Genomic DNA, 16,824 nt, shown 5'->3' with positions numbered 1-16,824 from the left:
CAATATATTAAATCAAGTTAAATTTATGCTCTATATTAAATCATTAATTCACGATATATTATAACGGCTTAAATCTTCATACTCATCTTCGTACTCTTTAATCTCTTTATATCTTATATAATTTTTTAGTTCTGCTACTTTTGCACACCCCCAACCAAAATCTTTTGTTGGTGGTAAGTCTGCCTCTAATTCTTCTAAAGGAGATAAACTTAGATCAACGAAGTTTTCTACTAATGATAAGTGTATATCCTCATAAGCTGAGTATCTAATAATATATTCATCATTTGAAGGAATTATTAAGTCTTTTAGTTCTTCTTCTAATGGTAAATCAGATTCTCTCATATAATCTAAATCTTTTAATACCACTTCCGGAGTTTTCTCAACTATTGATTCTTCATCAATAACAGATTTTTCTATTATATTTAATTCTTCAATAGTGAAGGTTTTCTCTTGAATATCATCTTCCTTTTCAATCCTAAATTTCCTTACTTTGTTGATTAAATCTTCAGCCTTATCTAATAGAACCTCTGAACTTCCATTTACCTTTTCCGCAAGTATTGCAAGTTCTACTGATGAATCTGTTACTTGTTCTAGCGAATTTGATGAATTTTTTATTTCTTCCGATAATTCATAAACTGTTTCAACTATTAAGTCCTTATTATGACTAATATCCTTAAATGCACTATCTATACTCGAAACCTTAGGAGTGATTTCTTTAACCAATTCAGCTATTTCTGAAAAGGAATCCGACGCCTCATAAATTTTATTTTTTTGATTTTCAAGTTCGCTATCCATGTTTTTGGATTCTTCTACAACTTTATTTAACACGTTAACAAGTCTATTTATTATCTTATGTATATTTTGTGCTGATGCTTTACTCTTATCTGAAAGTTTCCTAACTTCTTGTGCTATAACATTAAATCCTCTTCCTGCTTCTCCTGCACTGGCTGCCTCAATAGCTGCATTAAACGCCAAAAGATTTATCTGCTCTGATATTCCGTTCATAATGTTAATAACTTCACTTACGTTTTTCATATCCCCTTGTATATACTCAATACTAACCGCAAATCTTTCAAAGCTATTATTAACACTTACAATTCCACTATTTAATTCCTCGATATCTTTAGTACCTGCTAGTGATTTATTGCTTATTACTGAGACATCTTGATTAATTAGATGCACATTATTTTTAACTAAATTTATCCTATCTCCAAACTCAGCTAGTTTATTTGTTATATCTTCAAATTCAGAGCTTTGCTTACTAGTAGTGATTGCAACTTCTCCTATTGATGCAGATATTTCTTCTGTAAGAATTGCTAATTTTTCTGCAACTTCAGTTAGTGATAGTGAACCGTCTCTAACTACATTAGCATTATCTCTTACAGATTTAATCATTACTCCTACCGACTCTTTAGCTTGCCCTACACTTGTACATATTTCACTAATTTCATCATTTACTTTAGTATATTTCTTATCAATCTGTGAGTAAAAGTCCCCTTTTGCTATGCTATCTACGTAATTTTTAGCTCCTAATAGCCTGTTTATCATCTTTATAGTAAATCCTATTATTATAACTGATATTAATAAAATCATAATTATTGTCACAATGGCATCAACCATTCCTAAACTGTCTAGTGCACTTAATAAATCTTTTTCTTCAACTGTGATTCCAATAGAAAGACCTGTCTCTCCTATTGGGCTATATGTCATATATCTTACCTTTCCATCATAAGTGTACTTTCCAACTCCAGATTGGGTTCCAATAATCATGCTTTTACCAATATTATTTAAATCGCCTAAGGATTCTTTATCAGACGTCATATTAGTTATGTTTTTATTTTCAGTCACAAGACTTTCATCTTCCGCTACTATAAAATTTCCATTCCTATCGACAATTAATGAATTTCCTGTTCTTAAGAAAGTTGTTTCCTTATTTATAGTAGAAAAATCCATACAATCCTTTACTGATGTAATAACTCCAATAACATTACTTGATGAATCTTTAATCGGCACTGAATATGATATAACCTTTTTATTAGTAATTGGATCCACATATGGATTAGTTATCGCATTATCTCCTTTTATTGATTTCATGAAACTTTGCGTTGTTTTTATCTCTTTTTTATTCCCTAATGTATCTATTGATTTTCCATTCTTATCACTAATACTCATCACTAGCTGACCAGTTGCTTTTAATGCAGGTATAAGAATCTCCACTTTTTCTTCTAAAGGGATACCTTCATTACTAATTATAGGATTGCTTGCAATCATCTCAAGATTCTTAATTTCACTTTTAATTTGGTCATCTGCTCTTCCGGCTGCAGTCTTGGTTACTTCCGACATTACATTTAAGTTACTTTCCCTTAATGAATTGCTTGCAAATTTATACCCAAGTTCAGATAACAATATAAATGCTATTAGCAGCATTGGTATTAAGAACATTATAATTTTTACTTTTATACTTTTATTTTTCTTATTCATTTCTACCTCCTGAAATAAATACCTAAATACAACTTTACATATTTCAATCTTATTCCATCTTGATAAACTTCTTATTAAAATCAGATTAAAACATTGTTAAAACAGGTAAAATATTTTTCAAGAATTTTTCACTTATAGATTTTTTTCTTAATTTATTGACATTCAAAAATTCAATGATTATAATGAAAATATTAATTACTATAATAAACACGTTGATGAGGACAGTAAGCTAAAATTTTATTTTTCAGAGAGAGAATATACTGGTGTGATTATTCTTAAATAAATTTAGACTGAAAACCACCTCTGAGTGGCTCTAATAAAGCCCGTATTTATCGCGTTATGATAAGCTTAAGTGACCTATTTTGTTGGTTTTTAGATAGTTATGTACTTTTCTATATAATTAAACTATTAATAGGTAATTAGAGTGGAACCACGGATATTACTTCGCCTCTATTTTTAGGGATGAAGTTTTTTTATTTGAAAAAATTATATAATTTATATAATGATTACTTAATCAATATTATTATTGAAATTATGTAAATTACAGAAATTATAATGTTTTATATATTGAAAGGAGTTTTAACAATGATAAAAGTAACTTTAAAAGATGGATCAGTTAAAGAATTTGAAGCTGGTTTATCAGTTTACGAAATTGCTAAATCAATTAGTGAAGGTTTAGCTAGAAATGCCTGCTGTGGTGTTGTTAACGGCAAGGTTGTCGACCTTAGAGAAGAAATAAATAAAGATGTAGAGTTAAGTATATGTACCTTTGATTCTCAGGAAGGTAAGGATGCATTGAGACACAGTGTATCTCACGTTTTAGCCTATGCAGTAAAAAGATTATTCCCAGAAACAAAATTAGCTATAGGTCCTTCTATTGTGAATGGCTTTTACTACGATTTTGACAGTGAAACATCATTCACTGCTGCTGATTTAGAAAAACTTGAAGCAGAAATGCAAAAAATAATAAAAGAAAATCCTTCAATCGAAAGATTTACACTTCCAAGAAACGAAGCTTTGGAATTAATGAAAGATGAACCATATAAAGTAGAATTGATAAATGATCTTCCTGAAGGCGAAGTGATTTCTTTCTATAAAATAGGTGAATTCACTGATTTATGCGCTGGTCCTCATCTTATATCAATAAAATCAGTTAAGGCAATTAAGCTTATTAGAAGTGCTGGCGCTTATTGGAAAGGTGACGAGAAGAACAAGATGCTTACTAGAATTTATGGTACTGCATTCTTAAAGAAAGCAGATTTAGATGAGCACTTAGAAGCTTTGGAAGAAGCTAAAAAGAGAGACCATAATAAATTAGGTAGAGAACTTGGAATCTTCACAACTGACGAAAAAGTAGGTCAGGGTCTTCCATTGCTAATGCCTAAGGGTGCTAAGATATTCCAAACTCTTCAAAGATGGATTGAAGACGAAGAAGCTAAGAGAGGATATGTATTAACTAAAACTCCTTTCATGTCTAAGAATGATTTATTTAAAGCTTCTGGACACTGGGATCACTATAAAGATGGTATGTTTATTTTAGGAAACGAAGAAACAGATTCAGAAGTCTTAGCTTTAAGACCAATGACTTGCCCATTCCAATTTACTGTATATAATGCAGAACAACACAGCTATAGAGATCTTCCAATAAGATATAATGAAACTTCTACTCTATTTAGAAAAGAAGCTTCAGGTGAAATGCACGGTCTTATAAGAGTAAGACAATTTACATTAGCAGAAGGTCATATAGTTTGTACTCCTGAGCAAGTAGAAGAAGAATTTAAAGGGGTAATTGATTTAATAGATTATGTTATGTCTACTTTAGGAATAGATGGGGATATAACTTATAGATTCTCTAAATGGGATCCAAACAATACTGAAAAATATATAAATAATCCTGAAGCATGGGAATCTACTCAAAATCAAATGAGAATTATTTTAGATCACTTAAATATAAACTATACTGAAGCTGAAGGTGAAGCTGCATTCTACGGACCAAAGCTTGATATTCAATTTAAGAATGTTCATGGTAAAGAAGATACTATAATAACAGTTCAAATCGACTTTGCTTTAGCTGAAAGATTAGGGATGTCTTATATTGATAAAAATGGAGAAAAGAAAATACCATTTGTTATCCATAGATCATCAATTGGATGCTATGAAAGAACTATAGCAATGCTTATAGAAAAATATGCTGGTGCATTCCCTACATGGCTTGCTCCAGTTCAAGTAAAAGTATTACCAATCTCTGATAAATACAATGATTATGCTGAATCAGTTGTTAAAACTTTAAGAAACAACGGCGTTAAAGTTGAATCAGATTACAGAGCTGAAAAAATCGGCTATAAGATTAGAGAAGCAAGACTTGAAAGAACTCCTTACATCCTAGTTGTTGGAGAAAAAGAAGCTGCAAACAGCGAAGTTTCTGTAAGAAGTAGGAAAAACGATGATGAAGGTGCTGTAAAGTTAGATGCATTCATCGAAAGAATTGTAAAAGAAATAGAAAACAAAGAAAGATAAACTTAAGTATATAAGTTAACGAAATGAGAAGTATGTTTTATTCCGGTTTCTAGGAATTTAGATGGGTAATTCTAAGACTAGAAGTTGCATCAAAAATGCTAGCCTCAAAAACAAGTTTTGAACTAGCATTTTCGAACAACTTCTAGTCAAGAATTATAACCATCTAAATTCCAATGAAACACTTCACAAAACATACTTCTCATTTCTGTTAATATCTACACTTAAGTTATATATATGAAATATAACAAAAAGCACTAAATTGAAAGTTGCTCACTTTAAGTATATACAGCTTTCATTTAGTGCTTTTTATTAATTTGATAAAATACAGACTAAATATAATTTTATCTGTCTAAAAATATTGATTTAATATAACATTAAGTTTTTCTAATAATATCCCTCTTCAATATCTGGGTAGTGTTCCTTTATGTTATTTAACTGTCTTTGTAGTTTACTAATTTGTTTTTTTGTATTATCAATTAATGAATTTTTATCCTTAAGCTTCTCCTCGCTTTTATCTACTAGTTCATTACTTTCTTTAATTTGCTTTTCTAACTCTGAGAAGACAGAATATTCTTTTTTAAAATAAGGCTTTTGTTTTGCCTCCTCGATCAAGCGCTTTTCAGCTTCTACCATATTAGATTCATTAATTAGTTTACTAGCCTGCTCTTTCCACATGTCTGGAGAAAACATACTTTTTAAGGTCCCAAGCTTACTTTTAGATTCATTTATATTATTCTCTGCCATTTCTTTTTTATTGCGCAGTCTTTCAAAGCTTATATATGATGGTAAAAGAATTCTTTTATCTGATTTCAGTACAATCTCTTTGAATTCATCTTTATACATATTATATCTTTCAACCAGCACCCCATTAGTTCGCAATAATTCTGCATTATTAATTTCCAACTCCTGCTTTTCCTTTAGCAATGATTCTAATACGTTTTCCTTATTTTCTTTCTCTATGAAAATATCATTATATCGCTGCTGTTTATGTTTCCATAAATCAACCATTCTATCATAACAATCAAAGTTAACATTATCTTCTACATCTAAACTCATTATTTCAGCTATTAGTAATGGCAGTAATTCTTCCTGCTGTTTTTGACTTATGGAAGTAATTCCGCTGCTTAGAGCCATAAGAATCATAAAATACTCATTTGGAAATCTTAAATTTTGACGTTCTCCATCATAAAAGCTGTCTGATAATGGTCTTTTAGAAATTAAACTATCAATCTCAAGTATAACTGCTGCCACTTCTCTAAATGATGTAATATTACCCAAACTAACCATTATTGATAGGAAAACAAATACTTGGGATTTTATAGATATTTTTAATGTTGTTTCTGACATATTGTCTAAATCAAACTTATCATAATATATTTTAGTTTTCCCAATATTCTCTTCATTTTGTTTTAGTTTCATAATAATTTTATAGATTTTATCCACTAAAATATCATGTATTTGAATATTAGCATTTTTGTTTTTTAGTGAAATTAATATTTTCTCTAAATAATATGAACCTATAGCATCTAGCTTTCTTATTCTTCCTTTGAAATCTTTTTTATCCACAAGAATTTGATAAGCTCTCTCTACTATATTCTCTACAGATTGTACAAATTGTCTTCTATTATATATAACGCCTACATGCATTTGTGATAAATTTATTAATTTATAATATAACACTAATTTAATTTCATCATCACTTATATTGCTTAAATCCTCTAAATTTTTACTTAATGATGTTAGAAATTTTTCCTCATTGGATTTTAGTAAAGTCTCTTTAGATTTACTTATTATATTATTTGATTTATTAGCACTGTTAATAATAGTATATGCAATTCTAAGTTCCCTACCTTTTAAGCCAATGAACCGCTTATATATATAACCATTCCTTACTTCCCTTTTAATCCTTTCATCCAATATTCCCTTAAATATAGATATTTTTCTTTTGGCCTCAATTGTATTTTTATTATAAATAACTATATTTTCATTAAATATTGAATCTTCAAAGCTAATTTTCATATTAATATTATTCTTCTGTAATTCTAGTATTTTTTGCAAGTCTCTATCGTATGAAAATTCCATAGTTTCTAGTATGTCCTGATATTGATTAGTTAGCTTCGATAAGTTTTCATATGACTGCCTTACTATTTTTAATTCTTTCTCAATATAATGTTCTTTCGTCTCTATTGTATTTTCTTCTTCATCCAAAAATTTAATTGTATGCTTTAATTCTTGATTTTCTATCTCAGCCTTAACAAGTTGACTTTCTTTTTCAAACAGTAACTCCTGGTTCTCATTACATTTTTCTTTTAATATTTCTAATTTCTTAATATAAGTTTTATAATTTTTTTCTATATCTGAAACCTGTTTTCTTTGAAATTCAATCTTTTTAATTGATATTTTGTGACATTCTTCTAAAATTTCCTTTTCTCGCTTTATTTCAATTATAGTTTTATTTACATCACTAATTATTTTAGGTTTGTTGCTAAGTTGAATAATTTTTTTTCTTAGATTATTTATTTGTTTATCCTTTTGTAAAATATCTTTTTGTATTTTACAAATTTCCTTTTCCATATACTCAATGGTACTTGGTGCCCTAAAGTTTAAATCACCAATTAACTCTACCGTAAGTGGTTCCGTTTCTTTTAAATACCAACATAAAATATTATGCATAGTTTCCAAAATCTCTATTGGATGCTTAGATATCTTTTTATTATTTCGTGATACATGCTCATATCCATTAACCAGTATAATTTCTATATAATTATATATTTTTTCTGGCAACGAAAATTTTGGGCTAGAATTAATATTATTAAATAAATTCCAAGCTGAAACATTGCTTTCTATATTATTTTTTTCAGCTATATCTTTCAGAAAAACTTCTAGAACTTTTCTAACAATGACCTTTGTAATTATGGGAAAGTACTCACATGCATGTTCAGCTTTAATTAACTCACAGTAATATTTTTCTATACTAGTTCTTCTAAGGTAGGCAAAATTATTTTCATTGTGTTCCATAAGCTCTCCCCCATATATGTAAGTTATCCACTATATATGCACTACCCAATAAATTCTTTTTCAGTAATAATAAAATCTACCGGAACATCCTGTTCATTCATTGGCACTTTATCTAATACTTGAAAATTGTATGCCAATGCTAATTTTATTATTCTTTCTATATTATCTTTTGTAATTTTCTTAAAATATCTATCATAAAAACCTGCACCATAACCCATTCTACCGCCATTTCTATCAAACGCTACGCCTGGGACAACAATTAAATCTAGTTCATTGGGATTAATACACGGCTCATTCTTTGATGGCTCTAAAATACCATAATTACTTTTTATAAGGTTATCAAAGGATTTAATTTCTACAGCATCCATAATTCTCGTTTCAAATTCTGTTCTTGGTACATAAATTTTTTTATTATCTTTTAACGCCTTGTTTATTATTAATCTAGTGTCTATTTCTGAATCATAGGATATATAAACAAATATATTTGTTGCATCCTTATAAAATTTACTTTCGTAAAATTTATTTAATATCTTTTTATCCATCTTTTCTTTTTCAACATTATCTATATCTTTACGCTTAGTTAAAATCTCTTTTCTTAATGTTTTTTTATCATTAGAGATGCTCATAATATCAGCCTCCACAATTATATTTTCGCATGTTAATAAAGATCATTTACTTCATTTATAAATAGTCTTCCACTTTGATTATTTACCATATTAATTATAATTTTACTTATTTAATTATGTTGTGTCTACGCTTTTATTCATGCCCTTATATCTAAGGAATATTTGATGTAATATATACGTGATAAGTAATATTCTATAACGAATCTAATAACTGCATTGATTATGCATATATCTTTTAATATAATAGAATGAACATATAATACGTATTTAAATAGGAGATTAATTATGAAATACGAAATTGAGTTAATACTACAAGATAAATTTAAACCAACATTTTGGTCTGGTGGTATAGCCACTGAATTAATAACGTACCCACTAAATTCTGATTATGCTAGCAGAAACTTTTTATGGAGACTTGGTGTTGCTAAAATTGATATATCAGAATCTACATTCAGTAACCTGCCAAATGTTTCACGTAAGTTTATGGTTACTGAAGGGCAAATAACTCTTAATCATGAGGGTAAATATAACAAGTTACTTAAACCCTTTGATCAAGATAGTTTTATGGGTGATTGGACAACTACAACTGCTGGAAAAGCATCCGTTTTTAATTTAATGACAAGAGAAAATTATAGCGGTGAATTAATACATCTAAATATTCCTCCTAATAATTATATTGATTTTAAATATAATGCTTTACCTAATAAAGATTTAGTCTATATCTGCTTTTATGTAGTTGATGGAAGCTTTAAATCTGATGTTGATAGTAAAAATTTCGAACTTAATTCTAAAGATTTATTATTACTAAACAACGTAAAGTTGAATTCCATACACGAATTCACTCTATGGAACAATTCTTCTAAAGCAACCAACATAATAGTAAGTATAATTTATCATAAATAAATCATTTATATAAAGGTATATCTCAAGCTAGAAATTATAGTTTGAGATATACCTCTTCATTCTTTATACTACTTTTATAGTTGCAATTCCTTAATTTCAATTTTATTCTTTTTAAAGACAACTTCTTTTTTCACTTCGTGATTTTCTATATCTATAGTAATTCTATAAATTTCAGGACACCCTTCTTCTCTCCACTTTTTCATGTATTTTGCAGTTGCATCAATATCTGTATAGTAGTTTTGATCATAGTGATCCGAAAATTCTAAGTACGATATTATACTTTTCTTATCTAGTGAAAATCTTTCCTTATCTACATTATTATATATTGGGACAAAAAATCTTAAAGGTACTTCGTATTCATATCTAGATTTTCCTTTAATAAATTTTGATTCCATAAGTGCTCTTTTGAATAAAATATTATCCTTACTAGCCTCATCAACCTTTAACTTAAATATTATCTTTCCACTTTTATTTTTTTCTAACTTCGCCCTAATCATTTGCTCACCATCTGTCTGAATTTTTGTATTACTTCTTTTATTTTATCATGACTAGGGCCTGCTGTCTAAAACTAAAAAGTGTCATTATAAGCTTTCCACTTTCTGTTCTTATTTTTATACTTGATTAATACCCTAGACATACACCAAAATTACATAAAACTCCTCGTAATTTAAATATTTTCTTTGTCAAAAAGTAATATAAAAAAGAAACACTTATCCTTTTTAACAAGTGTTTCCTTTTAAATACATATCGTTAAGTTATCTCATATTATGATTAATAATTTTCTAAAAATACTTCAAAATATCCTTGTGGATGCACACAAGCAGGACATGCAATAGGTGCTTCTTGCCCCTCGTATATATACCCACAATTATTACACTTCCAAAGAACCACTTCATCCTTTTTGAATACTGTTCCTTCTTCTATGTTTTTCGCAAGCTTTTTATATCTAATTTCATGTCTCTCTTCAACTTCACTTATTTTCCTATAAGCTACTGCAACTTCTGGATATCCTTCTTGTTCAGCAATTTCTGCAAAACTTGGGTATAGGTCTGTCCATTCTTCATTTTCGCCTGCTGCTGCTGCAAGCAGGTTCTTTAATGTTTTATCATGAAAAGAAACAGGAAAAGACGCCTGTATTTCTATCGCCTCATCTACATAATCAGTTTTAAGAAATTTATAGAATCTTTTTGCATGTTCTTTTTCTTGTTCTGCAGTTTCTATAAATATGTTAGCAATTTGCACAAATCCCTCTTTTTTAGCAATACTTGAATAGTAAGTATATCTAGTTCTTGCCTGACACTCTCCAGCGAATGACTTCATTAAATTCTCTGCTGTTTTACTTCCTTTTAAACTCTTCATCGCTCTACCTCCCATGATTTTTCTATAAATTTATATACTAATTTATACCTAAATTATACCATTATATCTACAATTCATCCAGATTAACTTTTAACCTCCTTTCCTTTAGCCTATTACTAATTATGACGTAGATATTATATCCTCATAAAATTATCCAAATATAATATTTAACCTATAAAGAAAAGGAAATCAAGTTTTCATTTCTTAATTTCCTTTATTACTTATACATATATAATATTCTATTTATTAATCTAAATTAAAATTATTTAGTTCCGTATCTAATTTTTCCGCTAATACTTGGAGTTCATCTGCATATTTTGTAAATCTATCCATGGCAGCAGTTATTTCTTCTGTTGATGCTGTCACTTCTTCTGATGCAGAAGCTGTTTCCTGTGATATAGATGATATATTCTCTATTTCTGATACTGCACTTTGCTTCCTTTTATTTATTTCTACTATAGCTAATTTTACTTCTTCAACTTTATTAATCATTGTTCCAATTGAATTAAGGATCTCACTAAATATTTGTTGAGTCTCGCTTACTGCCAAATCTTGCTCGATAACTATGCTCTCCGTAGATTTAATAGCACTTACAGCTGTATCAGATTTCTTCTGTATGTTTGCTATAATTACCTTAATCTCTTCTGTTGATTCCTTAGATTGTTCTGCAAGCTTTCTTATCTCTTCTGCAACGACTGCAAATCCCTTACCTGCTTCTCCGGCACGTGCTGATTCTATACTTGCATTTAGTGAGAGAAGATTTGTCTGCTCTGTTATTTGAGATATTGTTTCAGATATTGTATTTATCTTTTTAGTACTTTCATTCATATCTTGTACTATATCATTAACTTCAGAAGTAGCTGTTTTGGTTTTATGTGATTTTTCTATTAAAGTATCAATCATAGATAATCCTTTATCACCTAAATCCTTAGCACTTATAGAAAGCCTGTCCATTTCGTTTGAGTTTACGCTGATTTCATCTAATCCATCTGATAAATTATTCATCTGCGCAACTCCATTTTGAGCATTTTGCGCTTGATCGGTAGCACCTTGTGAAACCCCTTCAATTGCTCTTGCAACTTCTCCAATTGAAGCTGTTACTTCTTCTGACATACTTGCAAGGTTTGATGACGTTTCCAACACTATTCTAGATGATGTTGTAACATTATTCATTAGCCCTGATATATTTTTCATCATTCCATTAAAAGAATGAGCTAAATCCATAAATTCATCATTTGTTGATGACGATATAGATACTGTTAAATCACCATTCGATGCTTTTTCAAATACTTCTTTTAATTTCTTAATATTTTGAGCTATCCCCTTACTTAAGAATAAAGATAATACTATAGAAATCAAGAAGATCACTAATACTATAATTAATGTTGTAATCCATATTGAATATGTGTCATTTGTTATTTCTTTCTCATCTATCGTGGCCACCATTTTCCATCCAGTAACATTATTGGTCTCATATACTCCAAACTTATTTGCATTATTATATTCATAAGCTACAAAACCTTTTTCTGATGTCTTCACTTCATTCCAAATTGAAAGTTTAGATGCTGCATCAGTACCTACTACGTCTTTGTTAGGATGTGCTATAATGCTCTTACCTTCAATATCAGAGATAAATACGTATCCTGTAGTTCCTACTTTTTTTGTGGCTACTTTTTCAGTAAGTGTTTCTAATGAAACATTCATTGCACATACGCCTATGACTCTTCCGTCTCTTTCTACTGTCTTTGCTAGTGATACAACACTTTTACCAGTTTGAGCATCTTTAAATGGTAGAGTCACTATCACTTTCCCTCTGTTATCCATAGCCTGCTTATACCAAGGCCTTTCCCTAGGATCAAATCCTTCAGGCATTTTATTATTAGGATATATTTGAAACTGCCCATCAACTGTCCCAAAGTATGAACTAAATATATTATTATTACTTTCTTTTACACCACGTAAAAGGTCTTGTATATATGTTGCCTGTTCGCTATCATCAGCATTAACGAAATTATGATTTGTCGATAGAATATTAATTATACTGCCAAACCCATTAAAATAATTATTGATACCATCATTTACTTCTAAAAGTGTCTGTTGACTTGTCACCTTTAATTTTTCATTAAGAATTGATTTGGCCTGCATATTTGCACCATATCCCAAAATAAGTAGTGGGATTATACATATTCCTACTAAGCTAATAATGAGTTTACTCCGGATGCTGTTAAGTTTAATTTTTTTCTTCTTCATCATAAAACCTCTCTTCACAAATAATATAATTCACAATTTAATATAAAGGTAAATTACTATCGTCCATTTTTATATTGTTCTATAGTTTCAACAATATGTTACATATTACTTTTATTATCGCACCATAATCCCATCTCTTTACTTTATTGCAGCAATATTATTAATTTTTTATCGACAAAAAAGTCGAAAAAAGAGTATAAATTCATTTTATCTAAATTCGAAACAAAGATCTCTTTGTCAGATAATTGATCTCTTTTTAATTTCTGATTTGCAAGTCCATCATATTTACTTATTTCTTTAAATCATATTCCCTAAGCAATATGCTCCAACAATAATTACTAACCTCAATTGCAACCTCAATTGCAAAAAGCTGATTTATCTTGATTCTATTTGTATACTTTTAATATAATATGTATATATACCATAAAAATATATACATTAATAACTATGTGGAGGAGGATGCATCTTGGACAATTCTTTCAAATCTGATATGAGTATTTTTAATAATGATATATCCTTTCTAATTGAACTTAGAGCCAAGCCACAAATATTAGAAATAGTTACACAGAAGCATTTAGCAGAAATTTCTGACGAAATACCTATACAAGATAAGAAAAATGATTTAATTATTTGGAATGCAATGTATACTCGGCAAATAGTTGAAAATGGAATTCTAACTAGGTACCTTCATCCTGTATATAACAAGTTTTATGATTTAATTCCAACCCTCAATACTTTGCAATCCCTTCAAGATCTTGAAATACAAATGATAGATACATATATAAACTTGCTTATAAATGATGTCGAAGTAAAAGATAACTTTGTTATAAATAGAATTTTAAAACATCTTCATCTAAATATTGAGAGTAAGATATCCTTGAAACAGTTATCTAGCGATTTAAATCTATCTGAGGGCTATATATCTGATTGTTTCAAAAAACATATGGGGATAACTATAATGAAATACGCAAAGAAAATAAGAATTGATAGGGCTAAGGTGTTACTTGTTACTACTACAAATAGTATTTTAGAAATTAGTTTAACGTTAGGTTTTCATGATCAAAGTCATTTTCATAAAGTCTTTAAATATTTTACTGGTGTTTCACCTTCTGAATATAGAAATAGTAATTTTGGATGAAAAACGTAGCTTTTACTAAAATAAAGAGACTAAAAATTTAGGCTCCTAAATTTTTAATCTCTTTATAAGTTTAATTCAATTCGGTATCGATACCAAATCAAACAAATTTAACTCAATATCAGAAATTACAACTTCCAAACATCTTCATTGTATTGAGCAATTGTACGATCCGAAGAGAAGAATCCTGCCTTGCTGATATTAATTAATACTTTCTTATTCCAAGTTTCCCTATCTTCATAATCCTTAAATACAATATCTTTAGTTTCAATATAATCTTCAACATCAAGTAAAGTCATAAACCAGTCTTTATTGATTAACTCTTTGTGAAGTCTTGTAAGGTTTTCTTCATCTCCAATTGCCACCATTTCATCGCTGATAATAAAATCAACTAATTCTCTGATTGCTGGCTTTTCATAGAATTTCTTAGAAACGTAATCTTCTTTCTTATAGTGCTCGATAACTGTTTCAGAAGATTCCCCAAATATATAGATATTTTCATCTCCGACTAACTCATGAATTTCAACGTTAGCTCCATCTTCAGTTCCTAATGTCAATGCGCCATTTAGCATAAACTTCATATTACCAGTACCTGATGCTTCCTTAGATGCAAGAGAAATTTGTTCTGATACATCACAAGCAGGTATTAATTTAGAAGCCTTAGTTACATTATAGTTTTCGACCATAACAACTTTTAAATACTTGTTAACCTCTGGATCATTATTAATAATTTCTTGTAAGCAAAGAATAGTATGAATTATATCTTGAGCAATTATATAGGCTGGTGCGGCCTTAGCTCCAAATATCATAGTTATAGGCGTAGTTGGCTTGTTACCGTTCTTTATATCTAAATACTTATGAATGATGTAAAGTACATTCATTTGTTGTCTCTTATACTCATGAAGTCTCTTAATTTGAATATCAAAGATAGAATTTTCATCGATTTCAACGCCTTGAGTTTCTTTTAAATATTCCTTTAATTCAAGCTTATTTGCTTTCTTGATTTCTCCAAGTTTATTTAATACTTCTTTATCGTCTATAAACTTAGCTAATTCTTCTAACTTAGTAGCATCTTTCTTATATCCTTCACCAATAAGTTCATCTATATAACTTGCTAACTTATTATTACAGTGAATTAACCATCTTCTGAATGTAATACCATTAGTTTTATTATTAAATTTTTCTGGATATATATCATAGAATGATTTTAATTCTTCTTCTTTTAAGATCTCAGTATGTAAAGCAGCAACTCCGTTTACACTGTATCCATAGTGAATATCCATATGAGCCATATGCACTCTTTTATCTTTATCTATAATAGCTACTTTCTCATCTTTAAATTTAAGCTTAACTTGGTTATCCAGCTCTCTAATGATTGGTAATAGATGCGGTACAACTTTTTGTAAATAAGCTATTGGCCATTTTTCTAATGCTTCTGCTAATATTGTATGATTCGTATAAGCACAAGTCTTTGATACTATTTCAATAGCCTCAGACATCGGTATTCCTTTTTCCCCGAGTAGTCTTATTAATTCAGGAATAACCATAGATGGATGCGTATCATTAATTTGAACTACAGCATATTCATGTAATTTATGAAGATCATGCCCGTTTTCTTCTGCTTCAAGTAAAATTAATTGAGCAGCATTACTAACCATAAAGTATTGTTGATATATTCTTAATAAATGCCCAGCCTCATCACTATCGTCTGGATATAAGAATAATGTTAAATTCTTTTTGATGTCCTCTTTATTAAAGTTAATTCCTTCTTTAACCAAAGTTTCATCTATAGTATCAATATCGAATAGACGAAGTTTATTTGAAGCCTCTTGATCATATCCAGTTACATCTATATCATAAAGTGTTGAAGTAGCTGTAAATCCAGCAAATGGAACTTCAAATTTAATGTTAGATTTGTTTAACCAGCTTTGACTTGTTATCCATGGATTCTTAACTGTGTTTTGTTTGCGATCTTCAAAAACTTGTTGAAATAATCCAAAATGATAGTTTAATCCTACACCATCTCCATTTAATCCTAAAGTTGCAATAGAATCTATGAAACAAGCCGCTAATCTTCCAAGACCACCATTTCCTAATGAAGGCTCTAATTCAACTTCTTCAATTTCAGCTAACTCCTTACCATTCTTAGCTAAAACCTCTTTAATCTCTTCATAAAGACCTAAGTTAATTAAGTTATTAGACATTAATTTACCTATTAAAAATTCAGCAGAAATATAATATAACTTTCTCTTTCCCTTATTAGCTCCCTTTTTCTTGATTGTTCCCTTTGTTAATTCTAATAATGCTAAATAGATTTCTTCGTTACTCGCCTTACTAATTACCTTGTTAAACCTTTTCTTTAAGATCTCACTTAAATTCTTTTCTAACATATAATTTCCCACCTCAATTAAATTATTTATTTTTATCCCATAGCTAGCATCTGTATCAAGTTTCACTTGATACCCATGAGTAATATCTTCGATTTAGCCTTATTATATCAATTTATATACAACTTGATTGTATATTTCATATATA

The 16,824-nt window shown here is 29.1% G+C and carries 10 protein-coding genes and 1 other annotated feature; of the genes, 3 read left to right on the top strand and 7 right to left on the bottom strand.

The features are described from left to right. Positions 1-48 precede the first annotated feature (48 nt). Complete coding sequence (locus D2A34_RS21305; protein WP_079437731.1) at positions 49-2,481, bottom strand: methyl-accepting chemotaxis protein; 2,433 nt, start codon at positions 2,479-2,481, stop codon at positions 49-51. A 203-nt stretch (positions 2,482-2,684) separates the two neighbouring features. Then, positions 2,685-2,936, top strand: a binding site (T-box leader). Positions 2,937-3,066: 130 nt separating this feature from the next. On the opposite strand from D2A34_RS21305, the gene thrS reads away from it, so the two are divergent. Beyond that, positions 3,067-4,998, top strand: coding sequence for a threonine--tRNA ligase (gene thrS / locus D2A34_RS21300; protein ID WP_079437730.1), 1,932 nt, complete (start codon positions 3,067-3,069; stop codon positions 4,996-4,998). Positions 4,999-5,382: 384 nt separating this feature from the next. Here the strand turns inward: thrS and D2A34_RS21295 are convergent, their stop codons facing one another. Then, positions 5,383-8,016 (bottom strand): hypothetical protein, encoded by a 2,634-nt coding sequence (locus tag D2A34_RS21295; RefSeq protein WP_079437729.1) that lies wholly within the window; start codon positions 8,014-8,016, stop codon positions 5,383-5,385. Positions 8,017-8,057: 41 nt separating this feature from the next. Further along, complete coding sequence (locus D2A34_RS21290; protein ID WP_079437728.1) at positions 8,058-8,642, bottom strand: 5-formyltetrahydrofolate cyclo-ligase; 585 nt, start codon at positions 8,640-8,642, stop codon at positions 8,058-8,060. A gap of 285 nt (positions 8,643-8,927) precedes the next feature. Here D2A34_RS21290 and D2A34_RS21285 point away from each other — a divergent pair, with 285 nt between their 5' ends. Beyond that, positions 8,928-9,545, top strand: coding sequence for a HutD family protein (locus D2A34_RS21285; protein ID WP_079437727.1), 618 nt, complete (start codon positions 8,928-8,930; stop codon positions 9,543-9,545). Positions 9,546-9,619: 74 nt separating this feature from the next. Here D2A34_RS21285 and D2A34_RS21280 read toward each other — a convergent pair whose 3' ends face one another. The 3 genes from D2A34_RS21280 to D2A34_RS21270 form a co-directional block, all read right to left on the bottom strand. After that, positions 9,620-10,042, bottom strand: coding sequence for a hypothetical protein (locus tag D2A34_RS21280; RefSeq protein ID WP_079437726.1), 423 nt, complete (start codon positions 10,040-10,042; stop codon positions 9,620-9,622). A 274-nt stretch (positions 10,043-10,316) separates the two neighbouring features. Then, the gene (rbr, locus tag D2A34_RS21275; RefSeq protein ID WP_079437725.1) at positions 10,317-10,904 is read right to left on the bottom strand and encodes a rubrerythrin; all 588 of its coding nucleotides are present in this window, start codon (positions 10,902-10,904) and stop codon (positions 10,317-10,319) included. Positions 10,905-11,150: 246 nt separating this feature from the next. Next, positions 11,151-13,154, bottom strand: a complete 2,004-nt coding sequence (locus D2A34_RS21270; protein WP_079437724.1) for a methyl-accepting chemotaxis protein — start codon at positions 13,152-13,154, stop codon at positions 11,151-11,153. A gap of 466 nt (positions 13,155-13,620) precedes the next feature. Here D2A34_RS21270 and D2A34_RS21265 point away from each other — a divergent pair, with 466 nt between their 5' ends. Then, on the top strand, positions 13,621-14,292 hold the full coding sequence (locus D2A34_RS21265) for a helix-turn-helix transcriptional regulator (protein WP_119367868.1): 672 nt from the start codon (positions 13,621-13,623) through the stop codon (positions 14,290-14,292). Between the two features lie 125 nt (positions 14,293-14,417). Here D2A34_RS21265 and D2A34_RS21260 read toward each other — a convergent pair whose 3' ends face one another. Then, positions 14,418-16,679 carry a glycogen/starch/alpha-glucan phosphorylase gene (locus tag D2A34_RS21260; RefSeq protein ID WP_119367867.1) on the bottom strand — a complete coding sequence of 754 codons (2,262 nt, stop codon included), beginning with the start codon at positions 16,677-16,679 and terminating at the stop codon, positions 14,418-14,420. Positions 16,680-16,824: the final 145 nt, after the last annotated feature.

The sequence above is a fragment of the Clostridium chromiireducens genome, assembly GCF_003575225.1.
Taxonomy (GTDB): domain Bacteria; phylum Bacillota; class Clostridia; order Clostridiales; family Clostridiaceae; genus Clostridium; species Clostridium chromiireducens.
The sequence above is the reverse complement of the archived record's forward strand: the minus strand, read 5'-3'. Positions and strand labels throughout refer to the sequence as shown.